9 protein-coding genes, 13 tRNA genes and 3 rRNA genes are annotated in these 15592 nt (G+C 43.1%); all 25 read right to left on the reverse strand.

Going from position 1 to position 15592, the window contains the following annotated elements; translation table 11 throughout:
- Positions 1-9: 9 nt before the first annotated feature.
- The 25 genes from ID741_RS02615 to ID741_RS02735 all read right to left on the reverse strand — a co-directional run bounded on the left by ID741_RS02615 (position 10) and on the right by ID741_RS02735 (position 15587).
- Positions 10-83: transfer RNA gene (locus ID741_RS02615), tRNA-Met, on the reverse strand.
- A gap of 13 nt (positions 84-96) precedes the next feature.
- A tRNA-Ser gene (locus ID741_RS02620) sits at positions 97-186 on the reverse strand.
- Between the two features lie 15 nt (positions 187-201).
- Positions 202-275, reverse strand: a tRNA-Ile gene (locus ID741_RS02625).
- A 15-nt stretch (positions 276-290) separates the two neighbouring features.
- A tRNA-Met gene (locus ID741_RS02630) sits at positions 291-364 on the reverse strand.
- A gap of 15 nt (positions 365-379) precedes the next feature.
- Positions 380-452, reverse strand: a tRNA-Ala gene (locus ID741_RS02635).
- A gap of 22 nt (positions 453-474) precedes the next feature.
- Positions 475-548 (reverse strand) — tRNA-Pro (locus ID741_RS02640).
- A gap of 5 nt (positions 549-553) precedes the next feature.
- Positions 554-627, reverse strand: a tRNA-Arg gene (locus ID741_RS02645).
- Between the two features lie 17 nt (positions 628-644).
- A tRNA-Leu gene (locus ID741_RS02650) sits at positions 645-730 on the reverse strand.
- 23 nt (positions 731-753) lie between these two features.
- Positions 754-825 (reverse strand) — tRNA-Gly (locus ID741_RS02655).
- Positions 826-852: 27 nt separating this feature from the next.
- Positions 853-925 (reverse strand) — tRNA-Thr (locus ID741_RS02660).
- An 11-nt stretch (positions 926-936) separates the two neighbouring features.
- Positions 937-1018, reverse strand: a tRNA-Leu gene (locus ID741_RS02665).
- A 9-nt stretch (positions 1019-1027) separates the two neighbouring features.
- Positions 1028-1100 (reverse strand) — tRNA-Lys (locus ID741_RS02670).
- A gap of 3 nt (positions 1101-1103) precedes the next feature.
- Positions 1104-1176 (reverse strand) — tRNA-Val (locus tag ID741_RS02675).
- Between the two features lie 16 nt (positions 1177-1192).
- Positions 1193-1308 (reverse strand): 5S ribosomal RNA (gene rrf / locus ID741_RS02680).
- Positions 1309-1390: 82 nt separating this feature from the next.
- Positions 1391-4303, reverse strand: a 23S ribosomal RNA gene (locus tag ID741_RS02685).
- Positions 4304-4533: 230 nt separating this feature from the next.
- Positions 4534-6093, reverse strand: a 16S ribosomal RNA gene (locus ID741_RS02690).
- Together the 16S, 23S and 5S rRNA genes with 13 tRNA genes alongside form the textbook arrangement of a ribosomal RNA operon.
- Positions 6094-6590: 497 nt before the next feature.
- Positions 6591-8054 (reverse strand): lysine--tRNA ligase, encoded by a 1464-nt coding sequence (gene lysS / locus ID741_RS02695; protein WP_438720435.1) that lies wholly within the window; start codon positions 8052-8054, stop codon positions 6591-6593.
- 123 nt (positions 8055-8177) lie between these two features.
- Positions 8178-9176, reverse strand: coding sequence for a tRNA dihydrouridine synthase DusB (dusB, locus tag ID741_RS02700; protein WP_438720436.1), 999 nt, complete (start codon positions 9174-9176; stop codon positions 8178-8180).
- An 8-nt stretch (positions 9177-9184) separates the two neighbouring features.
- On the reverse strand, positions 9185-10072 hold the full coding sequence (gene hslO / locus ID741_RS02705; RefSeq protein ID WP_218326956.1) for an Hsp33 family molecular chaperone HslO: 888 nt from the start codon (positions 10070-10072) through the stop codon (positions 9185-9187).
- Between the two features lie 134 nt (positions 10073-10206).
- Complete coding sequence (gene ftsH, locus ID741_RS02710; RefSeq protein ID WP_218326957.1) at positions 10207-12255, reverse strand: ATP-dependent zinc metalloprotease FtsH; 2049 nt, start codon at positions 12253-12255, stop codon at positions 10207-10209.
- Positions 12256-12340: 85 nt separating this feature from the next.
- Complete coding sequence (gene hpt / locus ID741_RS02715; RefSeq protein WP_218326958.1) at positions 12341-12886, reverse strand: hypoxanthine phosphoribosyltransferase; 546 nt, start codon at positions 12884-12886, stop codon at positions 12341-12343.
- Positions 12887-12911: 25 nt separating this feature from the next.
- Positions 12912-14237 carry a tRNA lysidine(34) synthetase TilS gene (gene tilS, locus ID741_RS02720; protein WP_438718963.1) on the reverse strand — a complete coding sequence of 442 codons (1326 nt, stop codon included), beginning with the start codon at positions 14235-14237 and terminating at the stop codon, positions 12912-12914.
- A 57-nt stretch (positions 14238-14294) separates the two neighbouring features.
- Positions 14295-14768: a S1 domain-containing RNA-binding protein gene (locus tag ID741_RS02725; RefSeq protein ID WP_218326960.1), complete on the reverse strand. Its 474-nt coding sequence runs from the start codon at positions 14766-14768 to the stop codon at positions 14295-14297.
- A 72-nt stretch (positions 14769-14840) separates the two neighbouring features.
- Complete coding sequence (locus ID741_RS02730; RefSeq protein WP_438718964.1) at positions 14841-15242, reverse strand: FtsB family cell division protein; 402 nt, start codon at positions 15240-15242, stop codon at positions 14841-14843.
- Positions 15243-15317: 75 nt separating this feature from the next.
- A complete protein-coding gene (locus ID741_RS02735; RefSeq protein WP_438718966.1) occupies positions 15318-15587 on the reverse strand; it encodes an RNA-binding S4 domain-containing protein in 270 nt (89 codons plus the stop codon).
- Positions 15588-15592 lie beyond the last annotated feature (5 nt).

Below are 15592 nucleotides of genomic sequence, written 5' to 3' on the forward strand. Positions count from 1 at the left end.
TTAGTTTAATTGCGGGAGCAGGATTTGAACCTACGACCTTCGGGTTATGAGCCCGACGAGCTACCAGACTGCTCCATCCCGCGATAATATTAAAAAAGGAGGATAAGGGATTCGAACCCTTGCACGGTTTTACCCGCCTGACGGTTTTCAAGACCGTTCCCTTCAGCCGGACTTGGGTAATCCTCCATAAGAAAGTCACGATGGACCTTGTAGGACTCGAACCTACGACCGGACGGTTATGAGCCGTCTGCTCTAACCAACTGAGCTAAAGGTCCAAGCTCGAAAAACAATCGCGGCGGAGGGGATCGAACCCCCGACCTCCCGGGTATGAACCGGACGCTCTAGCCAGCTGAGCTACACCGCGAAAATAAAATGAAAATGGAGCCTAGCGGGATCGAACCGCTGACCTCCTGCGTGCAAAGCAGGCGCTCTCCCAGCTGAGCTAAGGCCCCATGACAATGGTATTTCTATTAATCGGGAAGACAGGATTCGAACCTGCGACCCCTTGGTCCCAAACCAAGTGCTCTACCAAGCTGAGCTACTTCCCGAAATACGCGCCCAAGAGGAGTCGAACCCCTAACCTTTTGATCCGTAGTCAAACACTCTATCCAGTTGAGCTATGGGCGCATCATTATTCGTACTAATGCCGAGGACCGGAATCGAACCGGTACGGTGATCACTCACCGCAGGATTTTAAGTCCTGTGCGTCTGCCAGTTCCGCCACCCCGGCATGTCCCTGGTCTTTTCAGAGAAAGCGGAAAACGGGGTTCGAACCCGCGACCCCCACCTTGGCAAGGTGGTGCTCTACCACTGAGCTATTTCCGCAAACTTTCGTTGCTTTTCTTAAAAAAGTGCCGGCTAAAGGACTTGAACCCTCGACCCTCTGATTACAAATCAGATGCTCTACCAACTGAGCTAAGCCGGCGTTTTATTTAATGCGGGTGAAGGGACTTGAACCCCCACGCCCGAAGGCGCTAGATCCTAAATCTAGTGCGTCTGCCAATTCCGCCACACCCGCATATCTTTATGAGCCGTACAGGGCTCGAACCTGTGACCCTCTGATTAAAAGTCAGATGCTCTACCAACTGAGCTAACGGCTCATATGGAGGTTAACGGGTTCGAACCGCTGACCCTCTGCTTGTAAGGCAGATGCTCTCCCAGCTGAGCTAAACCTCCATAAATCAAAAAATTCGCGTGGCGACGTCCTACTCTCACAAGGGGCAACCCCTCACTACGATCGGCGCTAAAAAGCTTAACTTCTGTGTTCGACATGGGAACAGGTGTATCCTTCTTGCTATCGCCACCACACTATTTAATTGAGTAAACTTCGCTCACTCAAAACTGGATCAAAAAACATTCCTTACTTTAAAACTACCAAGTCCATTTTGTTTTGGTTAAGTCCTCGATCGATTAGTATCAGTCCGCTCCGTACATCACTGCACTTCCACTTCTGACCTATCTACCTGATCTTCTCTCAGGGATCTTACTTTCTTTAAGAAATGGGAAATCTCATCTTGAGGTGGGCTTCACACTTAGATGCTTTCAGCGTTTATCCCTTCCCTACATAGCTACCCAGCGATGCCTTTGGCAAGACAACTGGTACACCAGCGGTAAGTCCATCCCGGTCCTCTCGTACTAAGGACAGATCCTCTCAAATTTCCAACGCCCGCGACGGATAGGGACCGAACTGTCTCACGACGTTCTGAACCCAGCTCGCGTGCCGCTTTAATGGGCGAACAGCCCAACCCTTGGGACCGACTACAGCCCCAGGATGCGACGAGCCGACATCGAGGTGCCAAACCTCCCCGTCGATGTGGACTCTTGGGGGAGATAAGCCTGTTATCCCCAGGGTAGCTTTTATCCGTTGAGCGATGGCCCTTCCATGCGGAACCACCGGATCACTAAGCCCGACTTTCGTCCCTGCTCGACTTGTAGGTCTCGCAGTCAAGCTCCCTTGTGCCTTTACACTCTGCGAATGATTTCCAACCATTCTGAGGGAACCTTTGGGCGCCTCCGTTACTCTTTAGGAGGCGACCGCCCCAGTCAAACTGCCCATCTGACACTGTCTCCCATCACGATTAGTGATGCGGGTTAGAGTGGCCATAACACAAGGGTAGTATCCCACCATTGCCTCCGTCGAAACTAGCGTCCCGACTTCTACGGCTCCTACCTATCCTGTACATGTGGTACAGACACTCAATATCAAACTGCAGTAAAGCTCCATGGGGTCTTTCCGTCCTGTCGCGGGTAACCTGCATCTTCACAGGTACTAAAATTTCACCGAGTCTCTCGTTGAGACAGTGCCCAAATCGTTACGCCTTTCGTGCGGGTCGGAACTTACCCGACAAGGAATTTCGCTACCTTAGGACCGTTATAGTTACGGCCGCCGTTTACTGGGGCTTCAATTCGTACCTTCGCTTACGCTAAGCACTCCTCTTAACCTTCCAGCACCGGGCAGGCGTCAGCCCCTATACTTCATCTTTCGATTTTGCAGAGACCTGTGTTTTTGATAAACAGTCGCTTGGGCCTATTCACTGCGGCTGATCGTTAGATCAGCACCCCTTCTCCCGAAGTTACGGGGTCATTTTGCCGAGTTCCTTAACGAGAGTTCGCTCGCTCACCTTAGGATACTCTCCTCGACTACCTGTGTCGGTTTACGGTACGGGTCATTGTTTTCTCACTAGAAGCTTTTCTTGGCAGTGTGACATCAGAAACTTCGGTACTTGTATTTCCCTCCCCATCACAACTTGTCCTTAGAAAGATAAGCATTTGACTCATCTTAAGACTCATTGCTTAGACAGACATTTCCAATCGTCTGATTTCTTAGCCTACTGCGTCCCTCCATTGCTCAAACAAAAACAACGAGTACAGGAATATCAACCTGTTATCCATCGCCTACGCCTTTCGGCCTCGGCTTAGGTCCCGACTAACCCTGGGCGGACGAGCCTTCCCCAGGAAACCTTAGTCATACGGTGGACAGGATTCTCACCTGTCTTTCGCTACTCATACCGGCATTCTCACTTCTAAGCGCTCCAGCAGTCCTCACGGTCTACCTTCAACGCCCTTAGAACGCTCTCCTACCATTACACCCTAAGGTGTAATCCACAGCTTCGGTAATATGTTTAGCCCCGGTACATTTTCGGCGCAGGGTCACTCGACTAGTGAGCTATTACGCACTCTTTAAATGGTGGCTGCTTCTAAGCCAACATCCTAGTTGTCTGTGCAACCCCACATCCTTTTCCACTTAACATATATTTTGGGACCTTAGCTGGTGGTCTGGGCTGTTTCCCTTTCGACTATGGATCTTATCACTCACAGTCTGACTCCCAGAGATAAATGTATGGCATTCGGAGTTTATCTGAATTCGGTAACCCGAGATGGGCCCCTAGTCCAAACAGTGCTCTACCTCCATCATTCTTACTCTGAGGCTAGCCCTAAAGCTATTTCGGAGAGAACCAGCTATCTCCAAGTTCGTTTGGAATTTCTCCGCTACCCACACCTCATCCCCGCACTTTTCAACGTACGTGGGTTCGGTCCTCCAGTGCGTTTTACCGCACCTTCAACCTGGACATGGGTAGATCACATGGTTTCGGGTCTACGACCACATACTCATTCGCCCTATTCAGACTCGCTTTCGCTACGGCTCCGTCTCTTCGACTTAACCTCGCATGGGATCGTAACTCGCCGGTTCATTCTACAAAAGGCACGCCATCACCCATTAACGGGCTTTGACTTGTTGTAGGCACACGGTTTCAGGATCTATTTCACTCCCCTTCCGGGGTGCTTTTCACCTTTCCCTCACGGTACTGGTTCACTATCGGTCACTAGGGAGTATTTAGCCTTGGGAGATGGTCCTCCCGGATTCCGACGGAATTCCTCGTGTTCCGCCGTACTCAGGATCCTCCTAGGTGTGATTCAAATTTCATCTACGGGGCTTTTACCCTGTCTCGCAGACCTTTCCAGGTCCTTCGATTATTTCAATCAACTACCATATCGGAGTCCTACAACCCCAAGAGGCAAGCCTCTTGGTTTGGGCTTTTCCCGTTTCGCTCGCCGCTACTCAGGGAATCGATTTTTCTTTCTCTTCCTGCAGGTACTTAGATGTTTCAGTTCTCTGCGTCTACCTCCATTCAGCTATGTATTCACTGAACAGTAACATCCTGTTAAAGATGCTGGGTTTCCCCATTCGGAAATCTCCGGATCAAAGCTTACTTACAGCTCCCCGAAGCATATCGGTGTTAGTCCCGTCCTTCATCGGCTCCTAGTGCCAAGGCATCCACCGTGCGCCCTTATTCACTTAACCTTATCAACCTTGCGGTTGGGTCTTTATCTTCCCTCTAGCGATAGAGTTCCAATAAATAAAAAATAAGCAATTGAACTATTAAAAAACTCATTCAACGCGGTGTTCTCGGTTTGTTTTAAAAATTTTTGGTTTGTTTTTTGTATCCAGTTTTCAATGAACGATTTGAGAGTAGACCTCTCAAAACTGAACGAATAAAGATAAACTTGTGTAGTCTCCGTAATTTTCCTTAGAAAGGAGGTGATCCAGCCGCACCTTCCGATACGGCTACCTTGTTACGACTTCACCCCAATCATCTATCCCACCTTAGGCGGCTGGCTCCATAAAGGTTACCTCACCGACTTCGGGTGTTACAAACTCTCGTGGTGTGACGGGCGGTGTGTACAAGGCCCGGGAACGTATTCACCGCGGCGTGCTGATCCGCGATTACTAGCGATTCCGGCTTCATGTAGGCGAGTTGCAGCCTACAATCCGAACTGAGAGAAGCTTTAAGAGATTAGCTTAGCCTTGCGACTTCGCGACTCGTTGTACTTCCCATTGTAGCACGTGTGTAGCCCAGGTCATAAGGGGCATGATGATTTGACGTCATCCCCACCTTCCTCCGGTTTGTCACCGGCAGTCTCGCTAGAGTGCCCAACTAAATGATGGCAACTAACAATAAGGGTTGCGCTCGTTGCGGGACTTAACCCAACATCTCACGACACGAGCTGACGACAACCATGCACCACCTGTCACTTTGCCCCCGAAGGGGAAGCTCTATCTCTAGAGTGGTCAAAGGATGTCAAGACCTGGTAAGGTTCTTCGCGTTGCTTCGAATTAAACCACATGCTCCACCGCTTGTGCGGGCCCCCGTCAATTCCTTTGAGTTTCAACCTTGCGGTCGTACTCCCCAGGCGGAGTGCTTAATGCGTTAGCTGCAGCACTGAAGGGCGGAAACCCTCCAACACTTAGCACTCATCGTTTACGGCGTGGACTACCAGGGTATCTAATCCTGTTTGCTCCCCACGCTTTCGAGCCTCAGCGTCAGTTACAGACCAGAGAGCCGCCTTCGCCACTGGTGTTCCTCCATATATCTACGCATTTCACCGCTACACATGGAATTCCACTCTCCTCTTCTGCACTCAAGTCTCCCAGTTTCCAATGACCCTCCCCGGTTGAGCCGGGGGCTTTCACATCAGACTTAAGAGACCGCCTGCGCTCGCTTTACGCCCAATAAATCCGGACAACGCTTGCCACCTACGTATTACCGCGGCTGCTGGCACGTAGTTAGCCGTGGCTTTCTGGTCAGATACCGTCAAGGGATAAACTTTCCACTCTTATCCTTATTCTTCTCTGACAACAGAGTTTTACGATCCGAAAACCTTCTTCACTCACGCGGCGTTGCTCGGTCAGACTTTCGTCCATTGCCGAAGATTCCCTACTGCTGCCTCCCGTAGGAGTTTGGGCCGTGTCTCAGTCCCAATGTGGCCGATCACCCTCTCAGGTCGGCTATGCATCGTTGCCTTGGTGAGCCGTTACCTCACCAACTAGCTAATGCACCGCGGGTCCATCCTCCAGTGACGCAATTGCGCCTTTCAAAAGAAAACCAGGCGGTTTTCTCTGTTATGCGGTATTAGCACCTGTTTCCAAGTGTTATCCCCCGCTGGAGGGTAGGTTACCCACGTGTTACTCACCCGTTCGCCACTCCTTTTCTTTCGGTGGAGCAAGCTCCGGTGAAAGAAAAAGCGTTCGACTTGCATGTATTAGGCACGCCGCCAGCGTTCGTCCTGAGCCAGGATCAAACTCTCATTAAAAAGTTTGCACAGTCTTGCGACTGTTAGCTCAATTGTATTAATTGACTTGTTGCTAGCATATTGCTTGCTTTGTATTGTTTGTTCCTATAAATAGGAACGCCCTACACATTTGGTTCGTCTTATTCGTTCAGTTTTCAAAGGTCTATTTCTGTTGCATCAGCAACTTTTATATCTTATCAGATTTCAAAATTAAAGTCAAACACTTTTTTGAAATATTTTTTAAGATTTTTTTGAATTGCTTCAATGCGACTTTGTTAGAATAGCTGATTTACAGCCGTCTGTCAACAAGTTTTTTAAACTTTTTTTGAGCGACTCGCGCTCTTTTTAAGACATAAGATAATATACCAACATAATGCCTTAGGGTCAATCAAAATCTATACTTTTTTTGATATTTTTTTAGATGCGATTACTAATAAAAAAGTTCGATAAATCGTTCGGAAAAACATAAAAAAAAGCCCGAATTTTCTTTTTTAGAGAAAATTCGAACGTGTTTTTTTCTAGCGCATGGTTGGGAAAAGTAATACATCACGGATTGATTGGACATCAGTTAACAACATTACTAAACGATCAATCCCAATTCCTAATCCACCGGTTGGCGGCATACCATATTCTAAAGCTTCTAAGAAATCTTCATCCACACCATGGGCTTCATCATTTCCCTGTTCTTTTTCTTTTTCTTGTTCTTCAAAACGTTGTCTTTGGTCAATTGGATCATTTAATTCAGTAAAGGCATTGGCGAATTCGCGACCAACAATAAATAATTCAAATCGATCAGTAAAACGCCCATCTTCCGCATTTTTCTTTGCAAGCGGCGACACTTCTACTGGATGCCCAAAAATAAAGGTCGGTTGTTCCAAAGTTTCTTCAACAAAAGTTTCAAAGAATTCATTGATAATGTGGCCGACTGCCATGTTATTATTGATTTCTACATCGTGGGCTTTAGCTAGTTCACGAGCTTCTTCAATCGACATTTCTGGCCAAAAATCAACACCAGTTTGTTCTTTTATTGCATCTACCATATGGATTCGTTTAAATTCTGAACCCAAATCAATAGAAGCACCATCATAACTGATCGTAGTTTCTCCCAAGACATTTACTGCGACATCACGAATGATGCCTTCTGTTAAATTCATAACATCTAAATAATCGAAATAAGCAGTATAAACTTCCATCATAGTAAATTCAGGATTGTGTGTTGTATCTAAACCTTCATTTCGGAAGACCCGACCAATTTCATAAACTTTTTCCATACCACCAACGATTAACCGTTTCAAATGTAGTTCCAAAGCAATACGCAGATATAAATCAATATCCAAAGCATTGTGATGAGTAATAAATGGACGAGCAGTCGCACCACCAGCTTCATTGTGTAATACAGGTGTTTCGACTTCAATATAACCTAAACCATCCAAATAACGGCGGATTTGACTAATTATTTGACTGCGTTTTGTAAAGCGGTCAAAGCTTTCACGGTTTGAAATCAAGTCTAAATAGCGTTGGCGATAGCGTTGTTCGACATTGGTTAGACCATGATATTTTTCTGGTAATGGACGTAAAGCCTTTGTTAATAGTGTGATTTCTTGGGCTTTAATAGAAACTTCACCGGTATCAGTTTTCATAATTTCACCAGTCACACCGAAGAAATCACCTAGATCGCCTTTTTTAAAAATAGCATAGGGTTCTTCGCCAACTTCATCTTTACGGACATAAATTTGAATTTGGCCTTCACGGTCTTGTAAATGAGCAAAGCCCACTTTCCCTTTACCCCGTTTGGTCATCATGCGTCCAGCAACAGTTGCTGTTAATTGCATTTCTTTTAATTCTTCTTTGGTATCTTTATCATATTTTTCGTGTAATTCTTTTGAGTTTGCTGTGCGTTCAAAACGTTTACCAAATGGATCGATGCCTTCTGCTTGCAAGTTTTCCATTTTTTCACGGCGCACTAACATTTGGTCGTTCATTTCAGTTGTATGTTCCTCAGCCACGGATATTCCTCCTTAAAAATAGTTGTTCTTTCCTATAATGCCAATCAATTTAAAAAAAATCAAGGCGTAAGAGAGATTCTCTTACCCTTGATTGGTGATTTAGCCAATTTTTAATCGTGCTTCACTAACATCAGCAAAATTATCTAGTAAATCCAGCATCACTTGGCGGTCTTCCGTTTTATTAATTTCCGCTTTGACTTTAGCAGCTCGAGAAATGCCTTTTAAATAATAGCTAGCATGCTGACGAAACTCACGACAAGCGATTTTTTCACCTTTTAAATTGATTAACCGTTCTAAATGTAGTTTTGCTGTTTCGATTTTTTCTCTTGGTGTTGGTTCAGCGATTAATTCACCTGTTTCCAGATAATGTTGGGTGCGATGAATCATCCAAGGATTGCCTAGTGCTGCTCGCCCAATCATTACAGCATCAACACCAACTTCTTCAATCATTCGTTTGGCATCTTCGGGAGTTTTTATATCGCCATTTCCCATGAATGGAATGGAAATCTCGTTGGCAACTTCTTTTAAAATTTCCCAATTGGCTTTCCCTTCATACATTTGTACACGGGTACGGCCATGCATTGCAATAGCGGAAGCACCGGCTTTTTCTGCTGCCAAGGCATTCTCAACTGCAAAAACGTGTTGATCATCCCAACCAATCCGCATCTTGACCGTCACTGGAATATCCACTGCCTGAGAGACAGCTTCTACCATTTCATAGACTTTATCGGAATCTAATAACCATTTAGCACCAGCTTCAGCTTTAATTACTTTATTGACGGGACAGCCCATATTAATATCGATCATGTCAGCTTTCGTATTGGCTTGAACAAATTCCGCTGCCTCTACCAAAGAATCCTTACTACCGCCAAAAATTTGAACACTTAAAGGATGTTCTCGTTCATCAATGTGTAACATCTCTAACGTTTTTTTATTTCTAAAGTGAATTCCTTGGTCACTAATCATCTCCATCACCACTAGACCAGCACCAAATTCTTTGACAGTCACTCGAAACGCTGCATTAGTAATTCCAGCCATCGGTGCCACTACGACCCGATTAGGAATCTCTACGTTACCGATTTTCCATGTACCACTCAACGGTTTCACTACGCTTCCCCCAGTGCTGCTTGTTTCAAGACTTCTAGATCAGCTTCGCTATATTCATATTTGTCGCCACAAAAACGGCAAACGGCTTCCGCACCATGATCTTCATCAATCATCGCTTGAATTTCATCGGCTCCTAAAGTAATGATCGCCTTCGCAAATTTTTCTTTGGAAGAATCACATTTGAATTGAACAGGCATTTTTTCCAAGAAATTAATGTCATCGGTTGCTAATAAATTTTGTAAAATTTCTTCGGGTGTTTGACCTTCATCCAGCAAATTAGAAATCCGCGCTGTTTCATTTAAACGGGCTTCAATTGTGTCGATGACTTCATCTGTCACTCCCGGCATCATTTGAATCATAAAACCGCCAGCAGTTTTAATCGTGTCATCGGTATCAACTAATACAGAAACACCGACAGCAGATGGCGTTTGTTCAGAGACGGCTAAATAATAAGTAAAGTCTTCGCCAATTTCACCAGAGACAATCGGTACTTGACCAGAAAAAGGATCTTTTAAGCCCAAATCTTTAATGACAGTGAAGAATCCTTGCGTTCCTACTGCCCCACGAACATCAATCTTACCAGCTTCATTCAATGGCAAACTAATATGGGGGTTATCGATATAACCTTTTACATCACCTTGGCCGTTACTATCCACCACAATCTGACCCGCTGGACCATCACCTTGCACTTTAACGGTTAATTTATCGTCTCCTTTTAACGTTGCACCTAACATTAACGCACCTACCATCGTTCGTCCCAGTGCGGCTGAAGAGGTATTCCAAGTATCGTGACGGCGTTGAGCTTCTGCTACAGTCGAAGTTGCATCCACTGCATAAGCTCTCACATAGCCATTATATGCTAAAGCTTTTACTAAATAATCTGTCATTATATTCTCCTTTGTATGTAAACAAGATTCGCCATTCATCTTACTAGGTGTCGCCATTTTTTTCAACTGACGAACTTCTTTCTTAATAGAAGTACAAAAAAAGACGAAGGAAAATTTCCTCCGCCTCATTTTAATTATTGTTGATCATCACTAGTATCATCTGGTTCAATTGGGCCTGCTGGTTTTTCATCAGAAGCTTGTTTTTCAGCATCCTTTTGTTCCAAGGCGCGTTTAGCTTCTTCAAAAGTTGTTGCGTCAGCTTTCTCACTTGGATATAAGCTGTCGTTTTCAGGCATCTTGCCATCTTCAAACAATGATTTGATTGCTTTGGCATCTAATGTTTCGTACTTCAATAGCATTTCTGCAATTAAAGCATGTTGTTCGCGATGAGATTCGATGATTTCATGTGCTTTATCATGAGCATCCATCAAGATCTTACGAACTTCTTCATCAATTTCAAAAGCAACTTGTTCTGAATAAGCTTTAGTTTGTCCATAATCACGGCCAACAAAGACTTGATGATTGCCTTCGTATTGAACTGGACCAAGTTTATCACTCATTCCGTATTCAGTCACCATGCTGCGGGCTAAACCAGTTGCTTGTTCAAAGTCATTAGAAGCACCTGTTGATTGTACGTTGAAGATGATTTCTTCAGCTGTCCGACCACCAAGTAAACCAACGATTTGTTCAAACATGTCATCTTTAGTCATTAACATTTGATCTTCTTTTGGTAAAGCAATCATGTAACCACCAGCGCGACCACGTGGAATAATTGTTACTTTATGAACGACACGGGCACGGTTTAACACCATCCCAATGATGGTATGACCGGCTTCATGGTAAGCCACCATTTTGCGTTCACGTTCACTAATCACACGATCTTTCTTCGCTGGTCCAGCGATTACGCGATCTTCCGCTTCATCTACATCAGAAGCATCAATTTTTTTCTTGTTACGACGTGCAGCTACTAAAGCCGCTTCATTTAAGACATTTTCCAAATCCGCACCGGCAAAACCTGGTGTTTGTTGGGCAACGACTTTCAAATCAACATCGTCTGCTAAAGGTTTGTTACGAGAATGGACACGTAAAATGGCTTCCCGACCTTTAACATCTGGACGACCAACTAAGATTTGACGGTCAAAACGTCCTGGACGAAGTAAGGCTGGATCCAATACGTCTGAACGGTTCGTTGCAGCAATAACGATGACACCTTCGTTGCCACCAAAACCATCCATTTCAACTAGCAATTGGTTCAAGGTTTGTTCACGTTCATCGTGTCCGCCACCCATACCAGCGCCTCGTTGACGACCAACTGCATCGATTTCATCGATAAAGATAATCGCTGGTGCATTTTTCTTCGCAGTTTCAAATAAGTCACGTACTCGACTGGCACCGACCCCAACGAACATTTCCACAAAGTCAGAACCAGAGATTGAATAAAATGGTACGCCTGCTTCACCAGCAACTGCTTTAGCTAATAAAGTTTTACCAGTTCCGGGAGGTCCTTCTAGTAAGACCCCGGCAGGAATGCGGGCACCTAATTCAACGAAACGACGGGGATCTTTTAAGAATTCCACGACTTCTACAAGTTCTTGTTTTTCTTCTTCTGCGCCGGCTACGTCAGAGAAACGGACGCGATTGGCTTTTTTATCGGCTTCTTTGGCTTTCGATTTACCGAAGTTCATCACTCGGCCATTGCCGCCACCGCCGCCACCTTGTTGACCCATAATCATGTAGAAGAAGAAAATCATGATTAAGATTGGTAGGAAGCTGACTAATAATGTCACCCACATGCCGCTAGATGATTCTTCAGCTACATCGGCTTTGACATTTTGGTCACTGGCTGAACTAGTAATTTGGTCTAAAGTGGAGTCATTTGGTAAAGCAATTGTTGTAAAGCGAGTAGTATTAGAATCAGTTGATCCGATAATACTTAAACCGCCGCTGTTTTCAACTTTTTGGCTTTCTTTATACTCCCCAGTAATCCGGTACACACCGCCAGCTGGTTGGATCGTAAAGTTTTTTACTTTTCCATCTTCTAATTGTTCTGTGAAGGTAGAATACTCGATATCTGACGAAGATGAGCGATTGTCTCCAAATAAGAAATAGACAACCATCACCATTGCCAAGATTACGAGGATGTAATAGAGGGCGTTTTTGACCCCCTTATTATTTTTGTTCATAGGGTTCCTCCTCGAAGTTCTGATTCAAATTTGTTTTATCAATCCTGACCAATACAGTATATCATATAGTCTTTCTTAGCTGTCACTAATTTGATTGATAAACTTCTGGTTTTAAAACTCCAACATATGGTAAATTACGATAATCCTCAGCGTAATCTAAACCATAGCCGACAACGAATTCATTTGGTACATCAAAACCAACAAAATCGGCAGTAATATCTACTACACGGCCTTCTGGTTTATCTAACAAAGTCACAATTTTTACCGATTTGGCTTTACGATATTTAAATAAGTCTACTAAATAACCTAAAGTCCGACCGCTATCGATAATATCTTCTACAATTAAAAGGTCGCGACCTTCAACATTTGTATCTAAATCTTTGACGATTTTCACCTCGCCAGAAGAAACCGTTTGATTGCCGTAACTTGAAACATCCATGAAATCCATTTCCATATGAATGTCCATCTCCCGGCAGATATCTGCCATAAATGGTACAGCACCTTTTAAAATGCCAACTACCAGAGGGTTTTTATCCGCATATTCAGTGGTTAATTCTTTTCCTAATTCGACACAACGCTTTAAAATATCATCTCTAGAAACTAAGACTTTTTCGATATCGTTTGCTAGCATGCGTGTTCTCCTTTCATTCTCAAACTTAATCAAAATAATCAAGTATGTAGAGTATTTTATCAGTTTCCAAACTATTACTCAAACAAGAATTAACAAAAGGTAAAATTGCTAATATTTCTCCATTGGCATCTTCCACCAACCAGGCTTTCTCCCGTAAATCCACAGAAATTTTTTGATCAATAAAATAACGTGAAACCTTTTTTCGTAAATCTTTAGTTAGTTGAATACGATCGCCGGTTTGACGCTTGCGAATCGTTAGTGGAAAAGCCGTAGTTGCTGGTAAAAAAACTTGAAAGTTAGCCTTTTCAGCACTTATTTGCGTCTTTTTCCGTAAATTAAAACATGTACCATCTGACAACTTTTTTTCTTGGTGGAGGCCGATTTGAAAACTTTCTGTCACAACCATTTGTTTAGGCGTCAATGAAAATTGCTGATAACTTCTACGAAACTGCCAATCATCGCCTAAATCTTGCGACCATTGACTCGGTCCATCGTTAATTAAGGCCAGCATTTGTTGTAACTGTTGTTGAGAAATAAGTAAATTTGTATCTTCGGCAATCATTTGAAAGAAAAATTGCAAAAAATAATAACGTGAAGCACTTATTTCAGGCAAATCTGATAACTTAAAATTCCAACCTTGATCAGTTTTTTTAACGTTGTTTAAATTTTCTTTTAGTCCCCATTTCAGAGCCGTTTCAGCATCATTTAACTGTTGCTGGAACTGTTGAATGTGGCGTAAAAATTGTGGGTTTTCGGCTTTCAAAAGCGGAACTACCTTTTGTCGAATCCGATTGCGAAAATATTGTTCACTTTGATTACTAGCATCTTCAAAATAAACCAGTTGATTTTCTTTCGCATAGGAAATTAACGATTCTTTAGGTTCATTTAGTAAAGGTCGTAATAATCTCCCTTTGGTAAAAGGTTGAATTCTCTGAATACCCGCGTGAGCTTGTAAGCTACCACCACGAACTAAGCGCATCAACATGGTTTCAGCTTGGTCATCACTATGGTGAGCCGTCACTAAAAGATCATAGTTCTCTTTTTCCATCACATCTGCGAAAAACTGATAGCGAAATTTGCGGGCGCCAGCTTCCATGCCTTTTTCAACTGGTTGTTGCCACAGTGTTTGATAGAAAGGTAGTTTTTTTTCGCGACAATAATTTGCCAAAAATACTGCTTCTATTTCGGATTCTGCTCGCAACTGATGATTCACATGAGCAACTCCTATTGGCAATGCAAGTTTCTCCAATAGATCAAGTAAAACCATCGAATCCACACCAGTTGAAACAGCTACTAAAATTTTTTGAGCTGTAAATAATTCTGGGTTTAATTTTTTTAAATTTCTTTCCATCATATCCCTCAATTACAAAAAAAGCCGAGACAAATTTGTCCCGACTTGATTGATTCACTAGCTACGACGACCGCCACGGCCACCGCGTTTTCCTTCTGTATTACGGCGCAATGATAATAAGCGATCATCGCTGTCTTTCAAAAAGGAACTCATTAATGTATCGAAGTCTTCTTTTTTGTTGCCAAAATCTTTGTTATTGCCTTTTGAAAAGTTACCTTTATTTTGTGGTTTGCTAGGTCGTGTATCGCGACGTTCTCGGTTGAAAGTTTTTTTCTCAGGTTGCGGTCTTTCTGGTTGATCTTCCGCTTTGCGAATTGATAAACCGACTTTTCCGTCATCACCAACTGAGGTCACTTTGACCGTCACTTCATCACCAACAGTTAATACATCGTGAATATCTTTAACAAAACCATTTGAGATTTCGCTAATATGGACTAACCCAGTTTTCCCTTCACCTAAATCAATAAATGCACCAAAATTAGTGATGCCAGATACTTTCCCTTGTAGTTTTGCTCCTACTTCGATTGACATAAAAAGATTGTTCCTCCTACTTTATTTCCCAATTTATTATTCACTGCAACATTGCAGTTTCAGACTTTTGTTTTATTTTGCTGAGCTGTTACTTGAACTATCAGTCGATTCTTCTGGTAAAACAAAAATCAATTCACCATCTTTTGAGTAGTAGTAACGACTACGGGCCAATTTCGCAACATAATCGTCATTTTTTAATAAAGCGACTTCTTGTTGTAATGTTTCAACTTTATCATCTAATTTAACTGACTCTGCCTGGGTAGTTACTTTGATATCTTGTAATTCACTCAATTTTTGGCGCTCACTAAAAATCTGAACACCCATCACAATAAAAATAACCGCAGCAACCGCAAAGAAAACAGCTAAACGTCGCCGTTTAAAAATTAATTGACGGTGTTCTTTTTGAAACTTTTGAAATTGTTTTTTTGCGTAGGGATTACTAATCGTGGCAAGTTTTTTCTTTTCTTCTGCCATATAACGACTCCCTTTCGATTAATTTTCTCAACTATTATAACAACATTAAAGTTCATTGTCTATGTCATTCGTTGACTAATTCTCGTTATCTTCTCTACGTGTTTCGCTAATAATGCGATACATTTTCGCGGCATCTTCTTTTTTAGTTGATTCGTGTAACGCTTCCACAGCTACCTCTAACACTTTATTTCCAAATTGAATTTTAATCGTATCATCAACTTTAACATCACTAGAAGACTTAGCTAGTTTTCCATTTACATAGATTCGACCTTTGTCTGCTACTTCCTTTGCAACAGAACGCCTTTTAATAATTCTCGAAATTTTTAAAAATTTATCTAAACGCATGTAAT

The organism is Enterococcus sp. AZ103, assembly GCF_051714685.1.
Lineage (GTDB): Bacteria > Bacillota > Bacilli > Lactobacillales > Enterococcaceae > Enterococcus_A > Enterococcus_A alishanensis.